This window comes from Candidatus Hodarchaeum mangrovi (genome assembly GCF_975850365.1).
Genome location: NZ_CDLCQJ010000104.1, coordinates 1 through 21,265, shown reverse-complemented (window position 1 = coordinate 21,265; position 21,265 = coordinate 1). Strand labels below are relative to the sequence as shown.

General features: G+C 31.2%; 17 protein-coding genes. 10 read left to right on the top strand and 7 right to left on the bottom strand.

The genetic code is table 11. The features are described from left to right. Positions 1-88: 88 nt before the first annotated feature. A complete protein-coding gene (locus tag ACWVCY_RS10610; RefSeq protein WP_455142796.1) occupies positions 89-3,058 on the top strand; it encodes an Eco57I restriction-modification methylase domain-containing protein in 2,970 nt (989 codons plus the stop codon). A gap of 90 nt (positions 3,059-3,148) precedes the next feature. Here the strand turns inward: ACWVCY_RS10610 and ACWVCY_RS10605 are convergent, their stop codons facing one another. Together ACWVCY_RS10605 and ACWVCY_RS10600 are read right to left on the bottom strand one after the other, a co-directional pair. Further along, positions 3,149-3,901 (bottom strand): SIR2 family NAD-dependent protein deacylase, encoded by a 753-nt coding sequence (locus ACWVCY_RS10605; RefSeq protein WP_455142795.1) that lies wholly within the window; start codon positions 3,899-3,901, stop codon positions 3,149-3,151. A gap of 22 nt (positions 3,902-3,923) precedes the next feature. Then, positions 3,924-4,937 (bottom strand): hypothetical protein, encoded by a 1,014-nt coding sequence (locus ACWVCY_RS10600; protein ID WP_455142794.1) that lies wholly within the window; start codon positions 4,935-4,937, stop codon positions 3,924-3,926. 3 nt (positions 4,938-4,940) lie between these two features. Between ACWVCY_RS10600 and ACWVCY_RS10595 the strand changes: the two genes are divergently transcribed. From ACWVCY_RS10595 to ACWVCY_RS10575, 5 genes are all read left to right on the top strand, one after another. After that, a complete protein-coding gene (locus tag ACWVCY_RS10595; RefSeq protein WP_455142793.1) occupies positions 4,941-5,432 on the top strand; it encodes a DUF6884 domain-containing protein in 492 nt (163 codons plus the stop codon). Then, on the top strand, positions 5,429-6,436 hold the full coding sequence (locus ACWVCY_RS10590) for a hypothetical protein (RefSeq protein ID WP_455142792.1): 1,008 nt from the start codon (positions 5,429-5,431) through the stop codon (positions 6,434-6,436). The genes ACWVCY_RS10595 and ACWVCY_RS10590 overlap by 4 nt, the downstream gene beginning before the upstream one ends. Before the next feature lie 56 nt (positions 6,437-6,492). Beyond that, positions 6,493-8,943 (top strand): DNA methyltransferase, encoded by a 2,451-nt coding sequence (locus tag ACWVCY_RS10585; RefSeq protein ID WP_455142791.1) that lies wholly within the window; start codon positions 6,493-6,495, stop codon positions 8,941-8,943. Between the two features lie 61 nt (positions 8,944-9,004). Then, positions 9,005-9,424 (top strand): secondary thiamine-phosphate synthase enzyme YjbQ, encoded by a 420-nt coding sequence (locus ACWVCY_RS10580; RefSeq protein ID WP_455142790.1) that lies wholly within the window; start codon positions 9,005-9,007, stop codon positions 9,422-9,424. 90 nt (positions 9,425-9,514) lie between these two features. Further along, positions 9,515-9,970: a hypothetical protein gene (locus ACWVCY_RS10575; RefSeq protein ID WP_455142789.1), complete on the top strand. Its 456-nt coding sequence runs from the start codon at positions 9,515-9,517 to the stop codon at positions 9,968-9,970. Here ACWVCY_RS10575 and ACWVCY_RS10570 read toward each other — a convergent pair. From ACWVCY_RS10570 to ACWVCY_RS10560, 3 genes are all read right to left on the bottom strand, one after another. Beyond that, complete coding sequence (locus tag ACWVCY_RS10570) at positions 9,957-10,946, bottom strand: transcription initiation factor IIB (protein WP_455142788.1); 990 nt, start codon at positions 10,944-10,946, stop codon at positions 9,957-9,959. The genes ACWVCY_RS10575 and ACWVCY_RS10570 overlap by 14 nt on opposite strands. Before the next feature lie 259 nt (positions 10,947-11,205). Continuing rightward, the gene (locus ACWVCY_RS10565; RefSeq protein ID WP_455142787.1) at positions 11,206-14,022 is read right to left on the bottom strand and encodes a glycoside hydrolase family 38 N-terminal domain-containing protein; all 2,817 of its coding nucleotides are present in this window, start codon (positions 14,020-14,022) and stop codon (positions 11,206-11,208) included. A 148-nt stretch (positions 14,023-14,170) separates the two neighbouring features. Then, on the bottom strand, positions 14,171-14,578 hold the full coding sequence (locus ACWVCY_RS10560) for a transcriptional regulator (RefSeq protein WP_455142786.1): 408 nt from the start codon (positions 14,576-14,578) through the stop codon (positions 14,171-14,173). 237 nt (positions 14,579-14,815) lie between these two features. Between ACWVCY_RS10560 and hflX the strand changes: the two genes are divergently transcribed. Beyond that, positions 14,816-16,144, top strand: coding sequence for a GTPase HflX (gene hflX, locus ACWVCY_RS10555; protein ID WP_455142785.1), 1,329 nt, complete (start codon positions 14,816-14,818; stop codon positions 16,142-16,144). A 60-nt stretch (positions 16,145-16,204) separates the two neighbouring features. Beyond that, positions 16,205-17,305 (top strand): S8 family peptidase, encoded by a 1,101-nt coding sequence (locus ACWVCY_RS10550; protein ID WP_455142784.1) that lies wholly within the window; start codon positions 16,205-16,207, stop codon positions 17,303-17,305. Between the two features lie 33 nt (positions 17,306-17,338). Here the strand turns inward: ACWVCY_RS10550 and ACWVCY_RS10545 are convergent, their stop codons facing one another. Together ACWVCY_RS10545 and ACWVCY_RS10540 are read right to left on the bottom strand one after the other, a co-directional pair. Beyond that, positions 17,339-18,517, bottom strand: a complete 1,179-nt coding sequence (locus tag ACWVCY_RS10545; protein WP_455142783.1) for a 6-phosphofructokinase — start codon at positions 18,515-18,517, stop codon at positions 17,339-17,341. A 158-nt stretch (positions 18,518-18,675) separates the two neighbouring features. After that, positions 18,676-19,503 carry a hypothetical protein gene (locus tag ACWVCY_RS10540; protein ID WP_455142782.1) on the bottom strand — a complete coding sequence of 276 codons (828 nt, stop codon included), beginning with the start codon at positions 19,501-19,503 and terminating at the stop codon, positions 18,676-18,678. Between the two features lie 197 nt (positions 19,504-19,700). Here ACWVCY_RS10540 and ACWVCY_RS10535 point away from each other — a divergent pair, with 197 nt between their 5' ends. Continuing rightward, on the top strand, positions 19,701-19,865 hold the full coding sequence (locus ACWVCY_RS10535; RefSeq protein ID WP_455142797.1) for a 4Fe-4S binding protein: 165 nt from the start codon (positions 19,701-19,703) through the stop codon (positions 19,863-19,865). A 3-nt stretch (positions 19,866-19,868) separates the two neighbouring features. Next, positions 19,869-21,158 carry an FAD-dependent oxidoreductase gene (locus tag ACWVCY_RS10530; RefSeq protein ID WP_455142781.1) on the top strand — a complete coding sequence of 430 codons (1,290 nt, stop codon included), beginning with the start codon at positions 19,869-19,871 and terminating at the stop codon, positions 21,156-21,158. Positions 21,159-21,265 lie beyond the last annotated feature (107 nt).

Sequence of the window (21,265 nt, the reverse complement as noted above, 5' to 3'; positions counted from 1 at the left end):
ATCTATCAAAAATAGATTTATTTTGTTGAATTTCCTACAATTGTACATATTATGGATTTTACAATTAAAAGGATTATTTAATAATGATATGAACTACATAAAAAATAAATTCAATGAAAATAAAGCTGAAGAAGGCAAATTTAGCTTTTTTCAACATTTTTTACTTCGTTTGTTAAAGATAATCTCATCAGAAACTGAAAAATCTGGTAGTAATAATTTAATTTTCGGTAAAATCATTAAAACTAAAATAATTTCTTTATTTGATGATTTATGCTCTTTTTCTAATATTCACGTCCCAAATAATTTCTATTATTCCTCTGAAATATCAGGTAGTCAAAATATGGATTTTTTTCCAGTTTTAAATGCTTTTGAGAGTCTCAATTCAATAAATCCTATCGATTATCCATTTATTCTAGGGTCTTTATATGAGAATTTTTTGTTTTTTTCCACTAAAAGGAAATCAGGGATTTATTATACCCCTAAAGAGCTATGTCAGTATTTATCCCGTTATACAATAGAAAAATGGTTGATTAATGAACTGAAAAAGAATATGAACATCTCTTCTAATGATATTTTCAAAATAATCGATGGTATTAATACAGTATCCGATCTGGGTAAAATTTTTGATATTCTACAGCATTTAAAAGTTCTAGATCCAACAGCAGGAACAGGAAATTTTTTAGAATCAAGCTTAATATTTCTAATTGAAATTTATTTGTCTTTGAGGAGGAAAATTGCTGCAATCAACTCTGCCAATGTTCCTATTTTCTATTATTATGAACTTGACGAGTATGGTGATTTAAAACAAATAATCCTTGATGGATCAACCTCTTTAAACCATTTCAAATTTAAAATAATAACAAAGCTTATTTGTCCGAACAATCTTTTTGGTGTCGAATTAGATCCAATTGCAGTTAAAATCATTAAATTAAGATTATTCCTATCAGCAATTAACACTATTGAGAAAGAATTCGACTTTGATGCTTATAATTTTGATATTATATTTGATAACATAAAAGAGGGAAATTCGATTTTAGGATTAGTTTCTAATGTCTTTAATTTTAAAATTTTAGATCAAATAAGTGAAAAAAAGCATCTATTTCCTCTTGAGGAGAATATTCAAATTAGTAAATCCCTTCAAGTTTATCTCCTTCATGCCATTCAATCCGTAGAACATATTATCCCAAGTAATAATTGTCATTTAATACAGAAGCTTAAAAGTTCCGATAAATTAATTATTTTAAGGAATTTTAAGGAATTATACACATTATCAAACATTCTTAAAAAAATTTGGCTTCTTTCTGGAAAAAATCTGGTTTTTAGAGAATTAGATCATCTTTTAGAGTCTTTAAATACAAGAATATCAGATTCTTTCACTTCCTTGTATAATAATTCAAAAGATGTTCCAGATTATTATTTTAGGCCATTATTTCATTGGCCCTTAAGATATCCTCTTATTCTTAATTTTTCTAAAGGATTTAGTGTTATTCTATGTAATCCTCCTTATAAGGGAGAAAGTGGTAATAAAGAATTTTTCAGAGTTCTCTCGAGAGTTTTTCCTAATTATTATGAAGGTAAGATGGATTTATGGTATCTTTTTGTTCACCGTGCGATAGACCTACTTCAAGAAAATGGGTATATGACCTTTTTAACTTCAAATTATTGGATAACAGCTTCAGGAGGAAAAACCCTTAGAGAAAGAATCTTTAGAGAAACAGAAATTGATAAATATATTAATTTTGGAGATAATTCAGTCTTTAATTCAGCACTTGGAATCCATGTAAATTCCTTTACTCTTAAAAAGACTCAAAAAGAAGATATTCTTATTAAATGTACTCAATTTACGAAAAAATATCCTGTAGGTACTGATTTAGTTAAGAAGATAGATCTTCAAACTCATTATAATATTCCAAAAGACCAAATTCGTTTTAATGGTTTTACTCCATACTTTCATTTTATTCCTCAAAATGTTTCAGAATTAGTCAAAAAGATAATCTCATCTTCTAAACAGTTACGTTTATCAGGATTTAAGGTAAGAGAGGGAATTATAACAGGAATGAATAAGATTTCTAGGATTCAAGTGAATAAATATAAAATTGATGAAAAACACATAAATTCAGGAGTCTTTATACTGAATCTAAATCATTCTAGAGATAAAAACCTTTTAATGACATTCCTTCTTCAAGAAGTAGAGCTTGTAAAATTTTTTTACAAAAGTTCAGATATTTCAAGATTTCACTCCTCTATTTCAACGAATAAAATGATAATATATCTTGATAAGAATATATCTGATATTGAATCACTTCCTAATATAAAAAGACATTTGGACACCTTTGAATCTGTCCTTCAACGCTCATTAGATAAATTTCCTTATCTCAATAGACCTCGAAAAATTGATATTTTTTTATCCCCAAAAATTATTACACCTCAGAGAAGGATGATTAATTCATTTGCGTATAATTCATATCCATGGTTTGCTGCTCAGGACGTTTATTTTATATCATCAATGAGTTTATCTGAAGGTTCAAGATTACTTAAAGGGTTATCATTAATTCTTAACTCCCAGTTGGCCTATTTTTGGTTTTATTGGATGGGTAAAAAAAAGGGAAATCAACTCGAATTTTTTGGGGAACCTCTTGAGTTCTTTCCTATTCACAAAGATTTTCTAAAGTACAGCATCCTTTTCGCACAACTCGCTGAATATCTAATATTCCTTACAGAGGAAAAGTCCGCCTTAGAATTAGGAATTCCCATTCAAACATATTTCGAGGAAAAATTAATTGGTGCTCTGATCAATGAATTATATCAAATAAAAGGAAAAAACAGATCTGTATTTCTATCTGATAAATTAAGATTATTGATAAAACCAATTCAATTTGATGAATGGGAAAGGATGTATTATAATTTTAAAATCGGAAATGAAATTAATCTAAAGAAATATTCTAGCCTTCGAAAGTTCAATTATTCAAGAATTTTAGAGGTATATAAAAAAGTCTTGACTGATTTTATAATTCAATCGTTAATAGAGGATTATTTTTTTGATTACCCAATTATTTAGCATTTCAAATAATTTTTAACTCAAATAGATGTTTCTTAAACCCTTTTTTAATTTGTACATTAAATGAATGAGTCTTCCGAAATATTTATACTAGCTTTCAAGGTCTAATTGCTGTTCTAATCTCTTTAATATATTAGATAAGACTTCACCAGATTTTCCAGAAACTCGAAAATCTGCGAGATGATCTAATTCTGTTGGTCCCAAATTAATGATAATTAAAATTGCTCCATTATTTTTAGCAATGATTGGAAAATTAGCTGCTGGGAAAACACTTAAAGTAGATCCTATTACAATCATAACATCTGCACGTTTAGAATTTATTTCCGCTTCAGCCATTTCTTTTTCAGGCATTGGGTCATTAAAGTTCACAACTGACGAAATTAATCTACCAGAGCAAGAAGAGCATTTTGGTTGATTTTCTAACGGTTTTTGTGTGCGATAACCCCTCCCGTGGATCGCATCATTCCACCCAATTTCATTCTTTGTGAATCCTTTATCACAGATTAAACACTTCATCTTATTAGAATTTCCATGAAGTTCTGCAATAATTTTTTCTGGAATACCTGATTTTATATGCAGGTTGTCAACATTTTGAGAAATCAAATATTTTAGAAACCCATGCTTGTATAAACGAACTAAAACATAATGCCCCACGTTAGGATTAATCGCTGAATATGGCTTATCGGGCATTTTTGGCTTTAATCCTTTAGCTCGTAATGTCCATACCCCTTCTGGACCTCTATAATCTGGTAATCCTGATTCAGTTGAAATACCCGCTCCTGTGAAAATGACTAGATATTTAGACTTTTTTATTATTTCAACAATTTGATCTAGAATTTCCAATTTTCTTTCTCCAAAATAAACACTAGGAATAATTTTGTGTATTCCTTAAAAATTTATTATTTGTATTAGAAATTATCTTTCTCATTCTTTCTTTCATGCTTCTTACATATTTGGACTGATCTATTACTACTTGCCAATTCTGACAATTTAAAAACCACCAAACATTCCATAATGCTCTGTATTTCCACCCTTTTGTTCCTGGTAAGCTAAGTAAATTGAAGCTTTCAATAAAAGGTGGTTTATATTGATCGAATAAGGATTGACTTAATGAAGATCTTTTGGTTGGTTTTTTTCTTGCCTCTGTTACAGTTTTTGACCCTTCAGGGGTATAACATTCACATACTGCAGCATTTCTTCGCCAACCAATCCAATCTAAAGAGGATAAATAATTCCAAAAAATGATTTGATTAAATGGACTTCCTATTCCAAATCCATGATATTCTTTACCAGGATTTTTGGAGCTAATTAATACGACCCATTTTCCTACATTATAAATACTTCCAGGTTGATTTATTTTTAAGGATGGAACCATACCTCCTAATCCAATAATTTTACAATTCGGATAATTAGAATTTATTTCTGGAAAATGAATGACTGGGATGATAGAAGTATCTATCATTTTGGAAAGATATTTCCAATTGGAAAATGATTTTTGATAATCTCCTATCAGGTCAAGATTAACAATTTTATCTTTTAATTTTAAGTCAATTTTCTTTAGAAAATTTGCATAATCCTCACAGGAAATAGAAATGCCCATATTGAAAGCACTGTAAGCTCCTGAGTCAATCATGATCGGTCCTTCATATGAAAAAAAATCATGTATTCCTTTAGATATAATCTTAGGTATGAATTTTCGAAATGTCCAATAAGAAAACATCAATCCTGCGTTTATTTCTTTCATCTTTTTTAAGATCAATGCCTCTTCAATGTGAGGGAAGAAACCAGGCACAATCCCTAAATATAAAATCATGATAAAGAATCCAATTATACAGAGTAATATTTCATCCTTTTTAGTTGTTTTTAAGAGTTGATACATACTTTGAAAGACTCAAAAATTCTCTTAATATTGTCTTGTGGTAAGAAAAAGAACCCAGATCTCAAAGTTAAACCCGTGAAAGCGATTGATGCTTATTTAGGACCAATGTATCAGGTCTTACGAAAAAGATTACCATACTGGCCTGAAAATCTATTTCTGGGAATAATATCAGCAAAATATGGATTTCTTCATAGTTTTGATTTAATTGAATATTATGATTTAAAAATGACACCCAAAATTGCACAGAAACATCGTTTAAGTGTCATTTCATCCGTTCAAGAGTGGAATAAGAAAGAATATTTTGATTTGATTTATATTCTCATGGGAAAAGTATATTTATTGAGTGTTGAGGGGATTCAAGACTTCATTCCGACCACTATTGAAATAGATTCAATGGGTGGACTAGGAGTTGGACAACAAAAGTTAGTAAGATTTTTAGAAAAATATTTCAAAAATCCTAATAGTAAGCAAATGGTATTAAGGGAATTCAATTGATTTTTGCTATGGGAACACCAATTTTTTCACGGTTTAAACCATGGATTTTTGACTGGACTATAAAGCCAGATGCCCTTATGGTTTCTGCTATTGACTTCTTAACTAGTCCTCGTGCGTTTAAACAATTAGAAAAAAAGGGAATTAGAGAAATCCTAGATTGGGATGGATTATTAATTTGTGATTCTGGAGCTTTTTCCGCGTTAAATCGGAAAAATAAAATCACAATAGAATTAGAAGATTTAAAAGGTTTATATATTGAACTAAATAATCAAGATCCAAACATATTCAAAATCACATTAGATTATCCTGATGATAAAATAATCTCGAATTATAACAAACTACACTCATTAGAAGTATATCCAGTCCTTCCTTATAATCAATTAGATTTAATTAATTCAATAACTGATATTGAATCAAATTTAAGGTGGATTTTTATCGGAAGATTAGTACCTTTAATGCGAAGTGGTGGTGGACATGGAAATAAGCTTTTTCCCATTATTGAAGAAATTAGAGATTTTTTCTCCGAAAAAAATTTAAAAAATACCAAAATTTGGGCTTTAGGCGTTGGAGCTCCAAGCTTAATGCAAGATCTTCAATATTTAGTTGATGGATGCGATTCTGCTAGGTGGAGAATAACAGGATCAAATATGATTTTATTACCAGGAGGTGGTGAAAGAGGTGTTGGGAAAAAAACTAAATGGAGAGGAACCCATAATCGAATTTCCGAAGGTGAAGAAAAAGAAGGTATTATAAGAACATTATTGATGATAGATCAAAATTCTAATGGTTTAGAGTTACTAGACAACAATTTAAATCCTAGTAAGTCTGTTAAAGCAATTGAAGCTGACTATGAGATGAAATTGCCTACTATTGGTGAATTATTAGATAAATTACGTAAGAATCAAGACAAAATCTCTCCAAAAGATCTTGAGTATCTTTTTCGTTCTTCTGGAAATCTCCGCTTATTATTTAATTTCTGGGTTGCTTTGTCATTTAAGGGATAAAATTAAGATTCCTATATGTAATTGAAAATGGATACTTATATAATGGGTTAATTCCAATGGAAAAGTCAACTGGAACGTTTGATGAGCTCCGTGAATATAAGGGATCACTATCTAATATTGAAACTCAAACAATCCTAATAGGAAATCGTGAAGAGGTATTAAATCAGTTAATTTCAAGTAAAAAGAGATTTAATTATATTTTTCAAGATATTTCGTTTTATTTCTTTAGAGCTAATCCCATTTTACGTGAAAAATATTCTAATTTAAGTTTAAGAGATGTTAAACAATTTTTAATAAAATTAGAATCAAAAAAGTTTCAAGGGTTCATGGATGAAATATACTTATCATTTAAAAGTACATACGAATTGCTATCTGATAAAGGAATCCTTGCTATTGCTCTTAATGGCAGTGTTAAATCAAAAATAAAAATTCTTTTAGATGAAATCTTTGGAATTGAAAATTTTATCAACGAAATTATAATTGATAGTCCATTTAAGGTTTTTTATGGATCTACTACAGAAATTTTCGAACGAACTAATTATATTCTTCTTTATTCAAAGGAATTCCCTTATCCTTTAAAGCCGATATATAATACAAAAAGTAGTGGAGGCTATTGGCATTCTTTCGTTTCTAAGGGGCAGGGAAAACCAAAATCTTTCATAATTGCTGGGAAACATATGATTTTAACTCCTCCTACAGGAACGCATTGGAAATTAAATCAAAAAAGGATTTTAGAATTATGTAAAGAGAAAAAAATTAGATTGAATAGTAAAGGATCACCTGAATACTGGGTTACAGAGAAAAAAGGACAAATTATTGATACAAATTGGTTAGACCTGGAAAGTTATTCATTCTCTAATGGATCATTGGTCCTCTCAAAAAAGGTCTTAAATCGGTTAATTGAGATGTATAATGAAGCTCAAGATCAGTTCATTTTAATTTCACCAAACCCTTCGTTATATCAAGATATATGCAACTCTCATAGGTTAATTTGGATTGGAATTCAACCTTCTAATGAAAGAATAGGGCATTTGATATCAATTTTTCCTCAGAGTTCAGCATTAAAATACTTTAAAGTATCTGATAAGAATTTTTGCGAGCGAAAAATCCCTTTTAGATCATCTCTTTCTTTTTTTAAACAAAAAAAAGATTCAATTCACGATCCTGAATATAAATTGGTTCATACTGAAAGATTCTCTCCTGATTCACGTTTTATTTTCAATAATACTATTGAAAATTTCTTAATCAGTGGTGATAATCTCCATTCATGTCATTTACTCCGTAAAGAATGGGAAAAACGGTTAAAAGCGATTTATATTGATCCTCCTTTCTTTACTGGAGTTCCAGAAAAAATAATAATTCCACTTAAGGGATCTAAGAATCATTCAGAACAATTCTTTGAAGAAATAGCTTACAAAAATACTCCTCCATCATTTAATGCGATAGATTTTTTTCGAAATTGGTTTTATTTTCGGATTAGAATAATGAAACATCTTCTTTGTGATGATGGATTTATTTTCGTAAGATTTGATTATCATTTTGGTCATTATGCGCAAGAATTATTGGATATGGTTTTTGGCCAAAAAAATTTCGTTGTCGAATTAATTGTCCGTCGGATGAAGAAGAATCTTTCAAACAAACAGGCATATCATCAAAAGCATTTAATTGTTCATTCAGATAGTATTTATGTTTATCGTGTTTCAAAGGATTCGAAATTAAATTTAATTAAAATTAATAAGAAAAAACGTAAATTCCAAGATTTTGCTGAGATTGAATACCCAAATGATAATATTTGGGTTGATATTGCAGGTTATGAAAAAGTAAAGAAAACGTGGTACCCTACAGAAAACTCTGAAGTGTTATTAAGAAGGATTCTAGAAATTTCAACCTCTGAAAAGGATTTTATAGGAGATTTTTTTGCAGGATCAGGAACAACTCTTGCAGTAGCAGAAAAGATGAAAAGAGGGTGGATAGGAGCTGATATAAGTTCGTATTCAATTCAAGAAATCAAAAAGCGAATTTTTAAAAATTCTAATTTTTCCCCGTTTAATTTATTGTATTTAACAAATAAGAATGATGTCAAAACACCATTAAAATGTTCTAAAGTAGTTCTACCTTCTGATTCTATTGAATTTTCTTTTGAGGGAGAGTATAATAGGAAACCTGTTCACATAAAGGCAATTTTCTATGTAGAAATCAAAACAACAGAGGTTAATCTTACTTTAAAGGACTTTCAGCTAAATCTGTTGGATAATGATATTCAACCAAATTTAGAATTTAATTCATTAGTTGATTACTGGAGTGTCGACTGGTATTCAAAAAATAAGTTTAATGATTATTCTTTTTTATCTTGGCGGGAATTCAGAGGTAAAAAGATAATTCAAGTCCCTAAATTAAAATCACATCATAAATATCACACCCTAGACAAATATCTGATTACTTTTATGATTGTAGATGTAATAGGAAATGTACTAAAAGGTCAAATCTTAGTCCATTTAGCTCGTTAGGAGATTTTTTTAATTAGTAAAAATTAAGACTTTATTAAAATCCATATAATTTGATGGAAAAATGAGTGTTATACAGACAAAATTGCCTTTACTAAAGACAAACGAAAATGATATCATCAATATTACTCCAAATTTGGAAAAACTCGTGATGGAATCTGGCATATCAACAGGAATCTTAAATGTATTCAATGCCGGATCAACAGGATCGATTATAACATTAGAATATGAACCTGGACTTTTAAAGGATATTCCTAACTTTTTGGAGCGAATTATACCTAAAAAAATTAATTATGCTCATGAACAGACGTGGCATGATAAAAATGGACATTCACATGTTAGAGCTTCTTTACTTGGTCCTTCCTTAACTCTTCCTATTGAAAATGGACGGATCGTTCATGGAACATGGCAACAAATAGCATTTATCGAACTAGATATAAAATCTCGAAATAGAAATCTCATGGTTACAATTTTAGGAGAATAAGTTTCTAGAAAGATAAAGTTTTGAACATCCTTAAAAACTAAATTCATACAAATTACCTACACAGAAAAAGATCGATCTGGGATTTTACTATTGGTAGATATTGTTGATGATGCTTGGGATTATCTCAACTTATCTATTCGTACATATGTCAATGCTACAAACACGATGCATAAGCTGTTTGCATTAAAAACTATTGTCATTAGTATGATAATTGCAACTGATAACTTATTAACACACTATAGAGATTTCCCTGAAGCAAGATTCCAAGGTTATATTGAAGAATCGAGTTTCTTCCTTCCGATAGAAGCTTATGAACAACGAGTGAATGATTTAATTTTTTTAGAGGAAACGTTCAAAATAAATCCTGCTTTTGAGTGTTCTAGACGCTTAAGAAGAGCAATTGACACACTTAAGATAGCTTATGGTCATTTTGGCTTACGTTCGCTTTTAATTATTAATATAAAGGATTTTATTAATGATGCACAGTTTTTCATACAAGATATACAAGAATTGATAAAAAAGAAGAAAGGATCTAATCATTTCTAGCAGCTTTTCGTTTTTTTCTAACCCATTGGGTTGGATTTTCAATTATTACTGGCTTTGCTGCTGCTCCACGTTTTACTTCAAAATTTTTTAAGCCTAATCCTTTGGCAAGCTCCTTAAATCGGTTACGAATTGTGACTGGTGTTGTTTTTGCTGGTTCAGCAATTTGTTGCTGTGTTCTTCTTTCTCCAGTTTGTATGGATGCAATATAGATTGCTGCAGCTGCTAAAGACATTGGTATCTTTCCAATTGTTAACTTTTTCTCTTTAGCCTCTATGAGAATGTCAATAGCGATTTTCTGTGTGTACATAGTTAATCCAAGATTTTCTCCGAGACGATTTATTAGTGTAGTTGGATCTGGAGATGTTTCTTTATTCATATTCACATTTTGAAGATAAATTCTTATACATCTCCCAAGTTCTTTTGAGCTAATATTTGCTACTTCAGCAGTATCTTTCAGTGTGATTGATGTGCCTTTTTTTCGGCATGCAAGATATGTTGCTGCACTCATCATTCCAATGACAGAACGTCCTTTTATTAGATCTTGTTTTAATGCCTTCTTATAAAATAAAACAGCTGTTTCAGCAACATCATCAGCAATATTTAGGTGAGATTTTATCCTTTTCAGTTCAACTAAAGCACTTTTTAGATTCCGTGTGGTTCTATCTTGAATCCGTTCATCCATCTGCGATAAACGAGCAAATTTCGCCTGAGTAGTATTATCCAATGTTTTACCATAAGAGTCTTTTGTATTTCCTCCGATCACAGTTCTCATTTCACGATTATTTAATGCAGTTACAGGTAAACCTACTCGAATCTTTGACTTTTCTTCCTCTGCGTTATAGGCTCGCCACTCTGGTTCACGACTGAAAATTATGCTATTAGCTACTAAACCACAATCTTCACATATTAGCTCTCCTCTCATATCATCGTACAGTATAGAATTGCTACCACATTCACTACATTTCTCACTAAGCATTTAATGTCTCTCCACTAAATTTTCATTGTAAGTAGTCCAGGGTTTTAATTTTATAAAGTTAAAACTAACCAAAACTTGAATATTTATAAATCTTTTTCAGAACACATTATCTAGATATATGTAAAATATATAGGTATTATTTAGGTATATAAATAAAAATATAATAAACTCTTATTACCAATTCTTAATTCAAATCTTGCTTAAATATAATTACTAATAAAAAAAATTATCCTTTGTTAAAGGAAAAATGAAAAGGGTATTATTTTAAGAGTTCAAGCATTTTTATTTCATGTGGAAAAAATTCTAAGGTTATTTGACCAGATTCAAGCTTAAATTTCTCTTTTTGAACTTCTTCAACCGTTGTTTGGATTAGATTTTTATAATACATTGGAAAAATTGCTTTTACTGATTTTTTTTCATTTGTTAAGTTAAACAGAGTAATTAAGGGTGTTTTATTCCTCACTCTAATTGAAGAGAACCGAATATCATTATCATGAATTTCACAAAGAGGATTTAATTTTTCAATGCTTTGGACAGCCGAATTAACAGATCGCACCCAAGGAGCTAATGTAGCACTTTCTGCTTGATCAGCACTCCAAGAAAGTGGGAATGTTTTTGGGTGTACGATTAAAGAGTATTGAAAGGTATATGTTTTTTGTTCTTGGGCCTCTTTTGTTTCCAGAAAAGGTCCTGCATGTAGAGGTCTCTCTTCAAAATCATCTCTTGAAAGATAGCCAATTGCTCGTAGTAAAGTTAGAGAAAGTATTTTTTGGTCAATTAATTCAACTTCAGGTAAACCATCATTGACTAATGTCAAAGCTTCTATACCATACGGGTTTTCAATTCTAATAAATCTCTTTTGAGGTTGTATACCAGAAGGCTTCTCAATATATTCTTTTGAATCAGGGAGTATCGTTTTTCTCTTAACTACGCCAAAATGAGTACTTGTTAATGTATTATCAGATTTGAATGGTAAAAGAAAGTTTATTCTAAGTCTATGATCTTTAGCAACATTTGTTAGGGTAGTTTCGAAATCAATTCTTGGTAAATTCTTATAAATTCTTAATACAATTTTGAGAGGTATTTTTACTTTATCTTGTCTTTTATCCCTAGTTTTAGAGAGCTCTTTAGGAAGTAACATTGATCCTGATAATAAAATTTCAGCAAACACATTACCTGTTTGTGTGATGCTTTTCTTTTCAATAGATATTGTATTTATTACTGGACCTATTCTTCCAAATGTATATTCATCACCTTTATCCCCCCAATCTTCAAATTGATGAAGATTTTGGAATAAAATATCTGTTTGTTTGTCATATAAATCAAATGATCCATTTTTCTTGATTTCTAATTTATAGAATTTATTTTCAACGTTCTTATTCGTCACAATAAACTCTGAAGAATTATTTAATTTCTCCTTAAAGGACATTGCAGTAAATACTGTAAATGCCCATGGTTTCAAGGGTGCGGTAAAAATTAGCTTATTAGCCCCTCCTTTTATTACTAAAATGTGAAATCTCTTATATTGATTCTCTTTTAATATATCTTTGATAAATCCATACTTTTCTTCTAGATTATTATATATTTTCACTTCGCTGCACTTGACTATTATCTGTAAAGTTTGAGGATCCTTGGTAAAAGTAGCCACATCATTTATATAGTAATTATAGACTTTCCCACTACTTACTTTCGATAATAATGATTTAAAAATTATAGTATTAACATTAGATTGAAATAGAATGTCTTCTTGCTCAAAAACTTGTTGAACTGGATATTTATTGCCATTTTGAGCTTCAACATAAGTAACAGCGAAATCTTTAGGAAAAGAAGTTTCTATTATCATCTCATCTCTCATATTTGTTGGATTAAATACGATTAAAGTATTCCCATGAGTTAATTGAGTTCTATTATCAATTTTTTGAACGAATACAGTCAATTTGTCATAGAAGTCCTCAATCAGATTCTCTCCAATTTGTTTACTCCAATCGAACCGTGTTTTCATCTCCTTGTGAACCTGATCTATTGAACATCCGCAGATTGAATCATGTGGTTGGTTCTCTAAATACCACTTCCAAGCTGTTAAAAAAGTATCTGAGGGATAATCTTGGGTTAATTCATTAAGATAGGTATTTAGGGGTTCTGCATAATGAACTAATAAATCATTAATCTTTTGTGATAATTGTTTTATCCACATTCTACTACTATATGTATCTTGTAAGAGAGGTGCTCGGAGTGATGATCTAAATTCTCCAAAATAATGATATATTTGTATATCTTCTTCGACAAGTCCTTTTCTGAGAAGCTCAATAAATTCAGCTATCGTACCAATCTTGATTACTTGAAAATTATCAGACAATTCATTCAATAATTTTTGAAGTTTAGGTTGGGGAAAAGTATGGTCTGTACCATTCATGAGAAGATAAATTGGAACTGGAGAATACGGTTTTAGTAGTAATAGTTTTTCTTGAATCGCTTTTTTTAGATTTTCTTTGTCTTCAGGAAGTCGTGATGCATTTCCATATCCCTGAGGTAGATATATGGTGAAAATAGATGCCTGACTCTCTGAACTTGTTTTCCATATGAATGGTACCATAGAAATTTCAGCTCCAACACCTCTCCATAGAACTGCTGTTCTAATATTAGTAGTATCATAAAGAATTTGTGGAATTGCTTGTGAATGACCAAACATATCAGGCAAATAAGCTATCGACATGATTGGAATATTATATTTCTTTCCTAATTGAAAGCTATACTCATAATTTCGTATAATACTTTCACCAGAGACTAACCATTCATCTGGAAGAATAAATAGGGGACCAACATCAATTTGACCAGATTTAATTAAGCTAAATAATTTTTCGGAATTTTTCGGCCTCAATTCTAAATAATCTTTTATTATTATAGTTTGGCCATCAAGCATAAAGTAATATTCAGGTTGAGTCTCAAATATCTTCAAGAGATAGTCAACCAGGTGGACAATACGGTTTCTAAAAACTTGAAAAGGCAAGTACCATTCTCTATCCCAGTGTGTATGAGGTACTACAATCACTTGGCTCTGCGAGATTTTATCATCCATTAAATTCACCTTATTTGCTAGACTAGATCAAGGCTACAGATTAATGGAATTTAGAATCTACTTCAAAAAATTTTATGCTGTCTATTATACACTAGTTTAAAAATAGAGAATTATAGGAATATAGGATTAGAAACGAAATTTTCTCCATTTATTTAGCATTACAAATTCCACAATTTTCATGAACAAGACCATACTTTTTGTGAAATTCACAGAGATAGCCCCCATTCTGTATAAATTTCAGGATTCGTTGAACTTCTCTTGGTGCAAAACTCTCATCATCAGGATCAGCATTTTTAACTTTCAACGCAGCCTCTTTAATTTTTTCTTGAACTTTTGGATTAAAATCAATTGCACCTCGTTTACTGTATTTATATTGAGTAATTGCTGGTTCAGTAAGACCAAAACGTTTTGCAATGTCCTTTTGAGCCATTTGATATTCATTAATAAGAATATTTGTAATTTCTCGTCTGATTGCAGGCAAAATATACCAAACTATTACTTCTTGTGGTTGAATTAATTTCTTACGTCTTGGATTCTTCTCTTCAGAGGCGCTCATTGTTCTTTAACCCATTCTCTTGCCATCTTCACAATAGTTATGGCTTTATTTAAACATTCTTTTTCGAGATACGGTGTTTTTTGGCATATATAATGACATTAACGAATTTTAAATCGTACATAATATATGATGGTTCAATATTTCATGCTCTTACGTTAATTTCCAAATTTTTAAAAAGAAAATAAAGAGTAGCACTAGTAAGCAGAAGATTCGATTATCTAATGTTGAGGTTTGATTGTGCATGAATTAGCGACAGATCACACATTGGTAACATCACGAGAATGTATTGCTATATTTCTAAGTGGTGAAGGGAATCGCCAAAGATTCTTGAATGAAGAAATGAAACAATTAATACATTCAGCGAAGTATTTAGTTTCCAAAGATTTTAAACTCCCTTCTAATGAATCAAATCTCTTTTTTAACAGATCTTATCTTGAAGAAGTCAGAGTTATATTAGCTAACTATCCAGAATCCATACCAGTAATTATTGGGGGACATTTATCAGCTAAACAACACATTAATCTTGAAAATTTTTTTAATAGGGAAATTATTGATAAATTCGAGTTGGTTTTAGAAATATTTCAATCTCGTGCTATGACTGAGGAATCTCAGCTTCAGATAAAACTAGCACAATTAATGTACCAACAACCCCGTGAAAAAGTACGGTTACTACACCAACTTGGGATCGAGGGTGCATGGCATACGGAACGTTCAGGATTTTGGGGAACAGGAGAGACTCCTTTAAACGTTTTAGAAGCAATTATGACAAAAAATGAGTCCAGAATTCGCGAAAAGTTAAATAAAATTAAAAAGCAGCGAGATTATAAACGATCTTTCCGGAAAAGACGTTATCATGAAAGTTTATACATTAGTCTTGTTGGTTACACTTCAGCTGGAAAGTCTACTTTATTGAATACATTAATCCAACAAGAAGCTTCCCAAGTAAGTTCCAGATTATTTGAAACTTTGGATACAAAAGTCAGAAGTTTTCAGCTCGATGACATGAAAGTCTTTGTAACAGATACAGTGGGATTTATTGAAGATTTACCAACATTTTTAATCGATTCATTTCGTTCAACTTTGGAAGAAAGCGTCGCTGCTGATATTGTTCTTTTGATTATCGATGCTAGTGATCCTTTACCCTTAGTGCTCCAAAAAGCAGAGATAACTGTTCAAACAATCAGTAACTTGAATCTTCAAAATCATCAGCTGATTATTTTAAACAAAATTGATTTATTAGATAAGTATGAGGTTGATTTAAGAGTAACTGCGTTAACAGAAAAGTTTCCAGAATTAAGAACAATTCCAATATCGGCATTAACGAACATAAATCCATTATTTGAAGTGTTTAACGAATTCAAGCCTCAAATCAAGTATCGTTGTAAATATCCTCCAAATTCAAAATTTCGAGCTTTTTTTTATAATTTTACGTCGATTACTGATGAAATATTTCATAATAATTATTGGCAAATTGAATTTTATTTAAGACAACCCAAAATCGGATTGGAAGTGCTTAAACGTGAAGCCTCCTTATTAAATATTGAAATAAACTTGGAAGTAATTTGATTGAAACGATTTTTCGGGAAATTTTTCTTCTGTTTTTTCTTCCTAGTAATTTTTTTTTCGTTGAAAAGACCATATTTAATTGTTAATGGATTTATTAATCCTTCTACACAATGGAATTTAATAAACGTTAATACTGAAGAGGCTTGGAATTTTACGCAAGGAAGCTCTGATATTACAATTGCAATAATCGATAGTGGAATAGATTTCACTCATCCTGATTTAGTCAACCAAAGTTGGATTAATAAGGATGAGCTCTCGGGAAATGGTAAGGACGATGATAGTAATGGATATATAGATGATGTTTCAGGTTGGGATTTCCGTGATGGAGATAATGATCCGTCTCCAGGTCATGAACATGGCACATTTGTTGCAGGATTGATAGTTGCAGATGATGATGGTCATTTAATGGTTGGAATAGCTCCTGGGATAAAAATTATGAACATCCGCTTTTTAGATGATTCAAACTCATTTTCAGGATCTGACTGGGGAATGTTTACTGAAGCAGTAAATTATGCTGTAGAGAATGGAGCTGACATCATTCATATGTCTATTCAAGCAAATGGCATTCCACCTTCTGATTTTTATAATTCTCTTAAATCAGCCTATGAGCAAGGGGTAACAATAGTAAGTGTAACAGGAAATAATCAAGATCATGTTACTTATCCAGGAAATTATTCTGAAGTCATTGCAGTATCAGCAACGACTCAATCTCAATCCATTGCCTCATTTTCCTCACCTGGTGATCAAAATGAAATTTGTGCTCCAGGAGCTGATGTTTATTCTATTGAACCAGGCACTTTGTCTCTTAGAATAGGGTCAGGAACCTCATTTGCTGCTCCTTTAGTTTCTGGAACTATTGGATTAATGAAATCTTTAAACAAAGATTTATCAACTGATAAAATAAGAGAAATACTACATAATACTTCTACTGACTTAGGAGAAGTGGGAAAGGATCCAATTTTTGGTTATGGTCTGTTGAATGCTTGTAAGGCGTTAGAAGAAGTTCCATATACTAATTATAACATCTCAACCACTACTTTTTCTACCCAAACCACGACTCAAGTTAAATTTATTATTTATGATTCTCCAACATTAGTATTAACTATAGTAATTATTTCGGTTTTTAAGCTAAGAAAAGCTGATAAAGAGAAATTAACCTAAGTAACATTAGGAACTATCCCTCCAGTTTTGATGTTAATGGTTCTTGTGGTATTTTACACGAGTTATAAGATCACAAAGTTCAATTAGATCTGAATCTTTTGGAACAATTTTCTTTTGTGTTCCTTTAGAAAGTGGAACTATATCAATCTTATCTCCATGAAGGCATGTCATAAATCCAAATTTTCCTTCAATAGCGAGTTTAACAGCATGAACACCTAATCTAAGTCCAAGAATACGATCGAATGAATTGGGGGTTCCAGCTCTCATCGTATGACCTAAAACAACATCACGAATATCATATTCTACATCGTTTGAATTAAAAAATTCCTTTAAATCTTTTCTAAGGTTTAATTCTTCAACAATAATTTGTGACATGTTCAGTTTTGACAAAAGAGGATTTCCGAAATCATCTTTTGGTAATTTTTCTATTAAATCTTGGGTTAGTGTTTTAAAATCTCTTTTAAGGGATTCAAATGTTGGAATAGCACCTTCACTGCAAGCAATAATGTGGTATTTTCTTCCAGCTTTTACTCGTTCTTTAAGAACATTAATAATCTCATTTTCAAAGTCGAATGGTCTTTCAGGAATAAGAATTATATCTGCACCAGTTGAAATGCCACTAACAAGGGTTAACCATCCAGCATCTCTACCCATAACTTGAATCACAAAAATTCTTTGATGAGATCGAGCAGTTGTAGTTATATTATCCATAGAATTTGAAGCAAGTTGAACTGCAGACCAGAATCCGAAAGTATAATCTGTGCTTGCAAGGTCATTGTCTATTGTCTTGGGTACACCTATGACTTTTGATTTTGTATATTTATACATAGCTTCAGCTACGCCTAATGTATCATCTCCTCCAATTGCAATTAATACATCAATACCAAGTGTTTCAAATTGAAGACTCATCTCCTCAGCGATCTTTTTTATTTTTTTTTCTCTTTCTTCTAAATTTTTTTCCTTCATGATGTCTTTAAAGGGATTTGTTCTTGAAGTGTAGAGAAGAGTACCTCCAATTGTATGGAGATCATCCAAAGATGAAATGTCCAGCTTCCTTGTCTTATTTGTTAAAAACCCAGTCCATCCCTTCTCAATCCCAATGATTTCTGCTATTTCAGTTTTTTCGTTTGCCATCAATAAAATTCCATATAAAACGCTATTAAGACCAGGACAATCACCACCACCTGTAAGAACACCTATTCTTATACCCATTGACTTTCACCTTTTAATTATAACCATGATTACCTCTGTTTCTAAACAACATTCCTTTTTACAGGTGAATAAAAAAGTGTGACCTCAACCATAGCATAAGTTAAATTTCAGGTAAGACGAAACAAAAAGTATAATTTTACCCTCCTCATATTGTTCTATTATCGTAATTTTCCATAACAATGGGGACAAAAGAATGCACTTGCTGAAACCTGTTTTCCACAGAATTTACAAGCTGTTTGGGCTCCTCCAGCTGGTACAGTCTTTTTAACAACTTTCTTTTCTGTTTTGGGTATTTTTGTTGATTTTACAGCTAATTTTGGTTTATTTGCACTTGATTTCACTTTTGTTGTTCCACTTGCTGTCCCCCATTGTAGTGTTGGTTCCCAACCAGTAGCGACTGGTCTTTCAGCTTTTCTTGGACCTTTTTTACCCCGTATAAAAGCTAAAATACTCACTATTCCACCAATAAGAGTTAAAAGAACAGGTATGACATGTGAAAAGAGTGTGAATTGCAGGTCGAGTCGAGCTTGTGTTATTGTTATTGCTCCAGCTTCTTTGTTATTAACTCGTAAATAAAGTTTATATCCCTTTGCTGCAGAAGAGGGGGGAATCTGTGTTGTTATCACACCTTTGGTTAATGCCCCAGAGGTCTCAGAAATAATTGTTTCTAGGGATCCTGGGATGAAATACAGAGTGTCGCCTGAAGACTGATAATAAAGGGAAACATCACAATCTATTGTAGAGACAGGATCAATAATAAATTGAACTTTTACTGCTACATAAAATGGATGAGTTGGTGGGTTACTCAATATCAATAAATCACTAGTATCGAAAGCATTTACCTGACCCAGAACACCCATCTCAGGAAAAGTCCCAGTCGTACCACTAAATGGTGTAATATCAATTCCTGCTACCGCAAAAAGACCAAATAAGGTAATTCCGATTAACAATAATGGAATTCCGATCACTAAAGCTCTTGGTGCCATTTTTAAACCCAAATATCTTATTCTATAGGAAATCTCAATTCTAATAGGGAATGTTATTGCAATTTCATATGATTATCTTTTAATGGTCTCTTAAAGATTTCGATTATCAGAACTAGAAAGAAAATAATTTACTTATATGCTGTTCCAAAAGGTGAAAAATATTCCCAAGTAAGTAGGTGTTTGCAATTATAGAGATTATGGAAAATATTTGTGTTGGATGTGCTTATTGTGAAATGCTTTGCCCAGTAAATTGCTTTATAGTAGAAACTGTATCAAAATACACACGAAATGTGTGTATAAAATGTAAAAAGTGTATCAGAAGTTGTCCCGTATCCGCAATTAAATCTAATTGGGAGGAATAGCAATTGACAAAGGAATATGATCTATTCATTGCTGGAGGTGGTTTAGGAGGACTTTTGTGTTCCACTCTTCTTTCTAAAGAAAAAAAATCAATCTTTCTTGCCGAACGACTACCTTTCTTCGGAGGGCGTTTTACTGCGATGGATTATGAAGGTTTTCAAATCCCTACAGGGGCTGTTCATATGATCCCTCATGGAAAGAAAGGTCCCCTAGGTCAAATACTTTTAAGAGAGCTCAATCTCCCTGTTCCTATCATTGAAAATGAATACTTTACAACTTGGTATTGGCCTCCGAAGAAAGATTTAATTAAGCATAAGCATTTTTGGGGGATTTTTAGAGCCTTAACAAGATTTCAGCAATATTACTTTGTTATACGTAAGCTTCTTCTCAAAGCTCGAAAATCCGATCAGTTTTCCAACACCTTTCATGAATTTTTAGAGGAAAATAATGCTGATCCTGAAATCTTCCAATTTTTTAATGCAATCACAGGATTTGCTTTGAGTCTGGATATTAGTGAGATACCTACAGCAGAAATGTTTAGGTTCTTAAAGCGGTTATATGAGCGAGGAAGACCTGGGGTACCTCAAGGTGGATGTAAAACAGTTATAAATGCTTTAGTTCAATATAGTGAAAAAAATAATGTAAATCTAAATCTCAATACTGAACTTATAAAGTTAGAGATAGATGGTTCGGAGATTTCTTCTGTAGCATGTGTGGATCGAAGAAATGGCGAGGAATTTGATTTTTGTGCAAAACAATATATTCTTAATTTAGGACATCCTCAAATTAACAAAATATTAGAAAGGAGTAACCTTCCTTTTCGATTACCCAGTACTCCTGTTGCTCGCGGAGGAGGATTTATATTTCAGACAGATGCCTCTTTGCTCAAAAGATCAACAGTTGCTCAATTTCCCACTCTTGATTACGTGAAAGGAGCTGTTGAACCAACATTAAATTCTTCAGGACTAGCCCCTAATGGAAAGACAATGTTTATTACCCATCAAGTTTTTCATACTGATAATATAGTTAAGGAAACACAGAAAGCTCGTGAAGAAATATTTCAGGCTTTTCCCGATCTAGAAGAAAAAAATGAAATTTGTATCCATACCTTTCATAAAACATGGCCTGTAAATTTTGCGGTTCAAGGACACGATTTACCTAATCATTCAACTGAGATATCCAATCTCTATTTTGTAGGTGACGGTTTTAAAGGGAAAGCTGGATGGATAATGACGGAAGGAGTTGCTTATGGGGCAAAGCAAATAGTGATAAATATTTTGCATAAGAATAATTAGAAATGATATTTATATCAAAAGAAAGTATAATCCAAATATAATTATTTAAATCTGGGGTATTAATGTGAAATCTTCATTCTATAAATATTTAATCTTGATCTTGATTT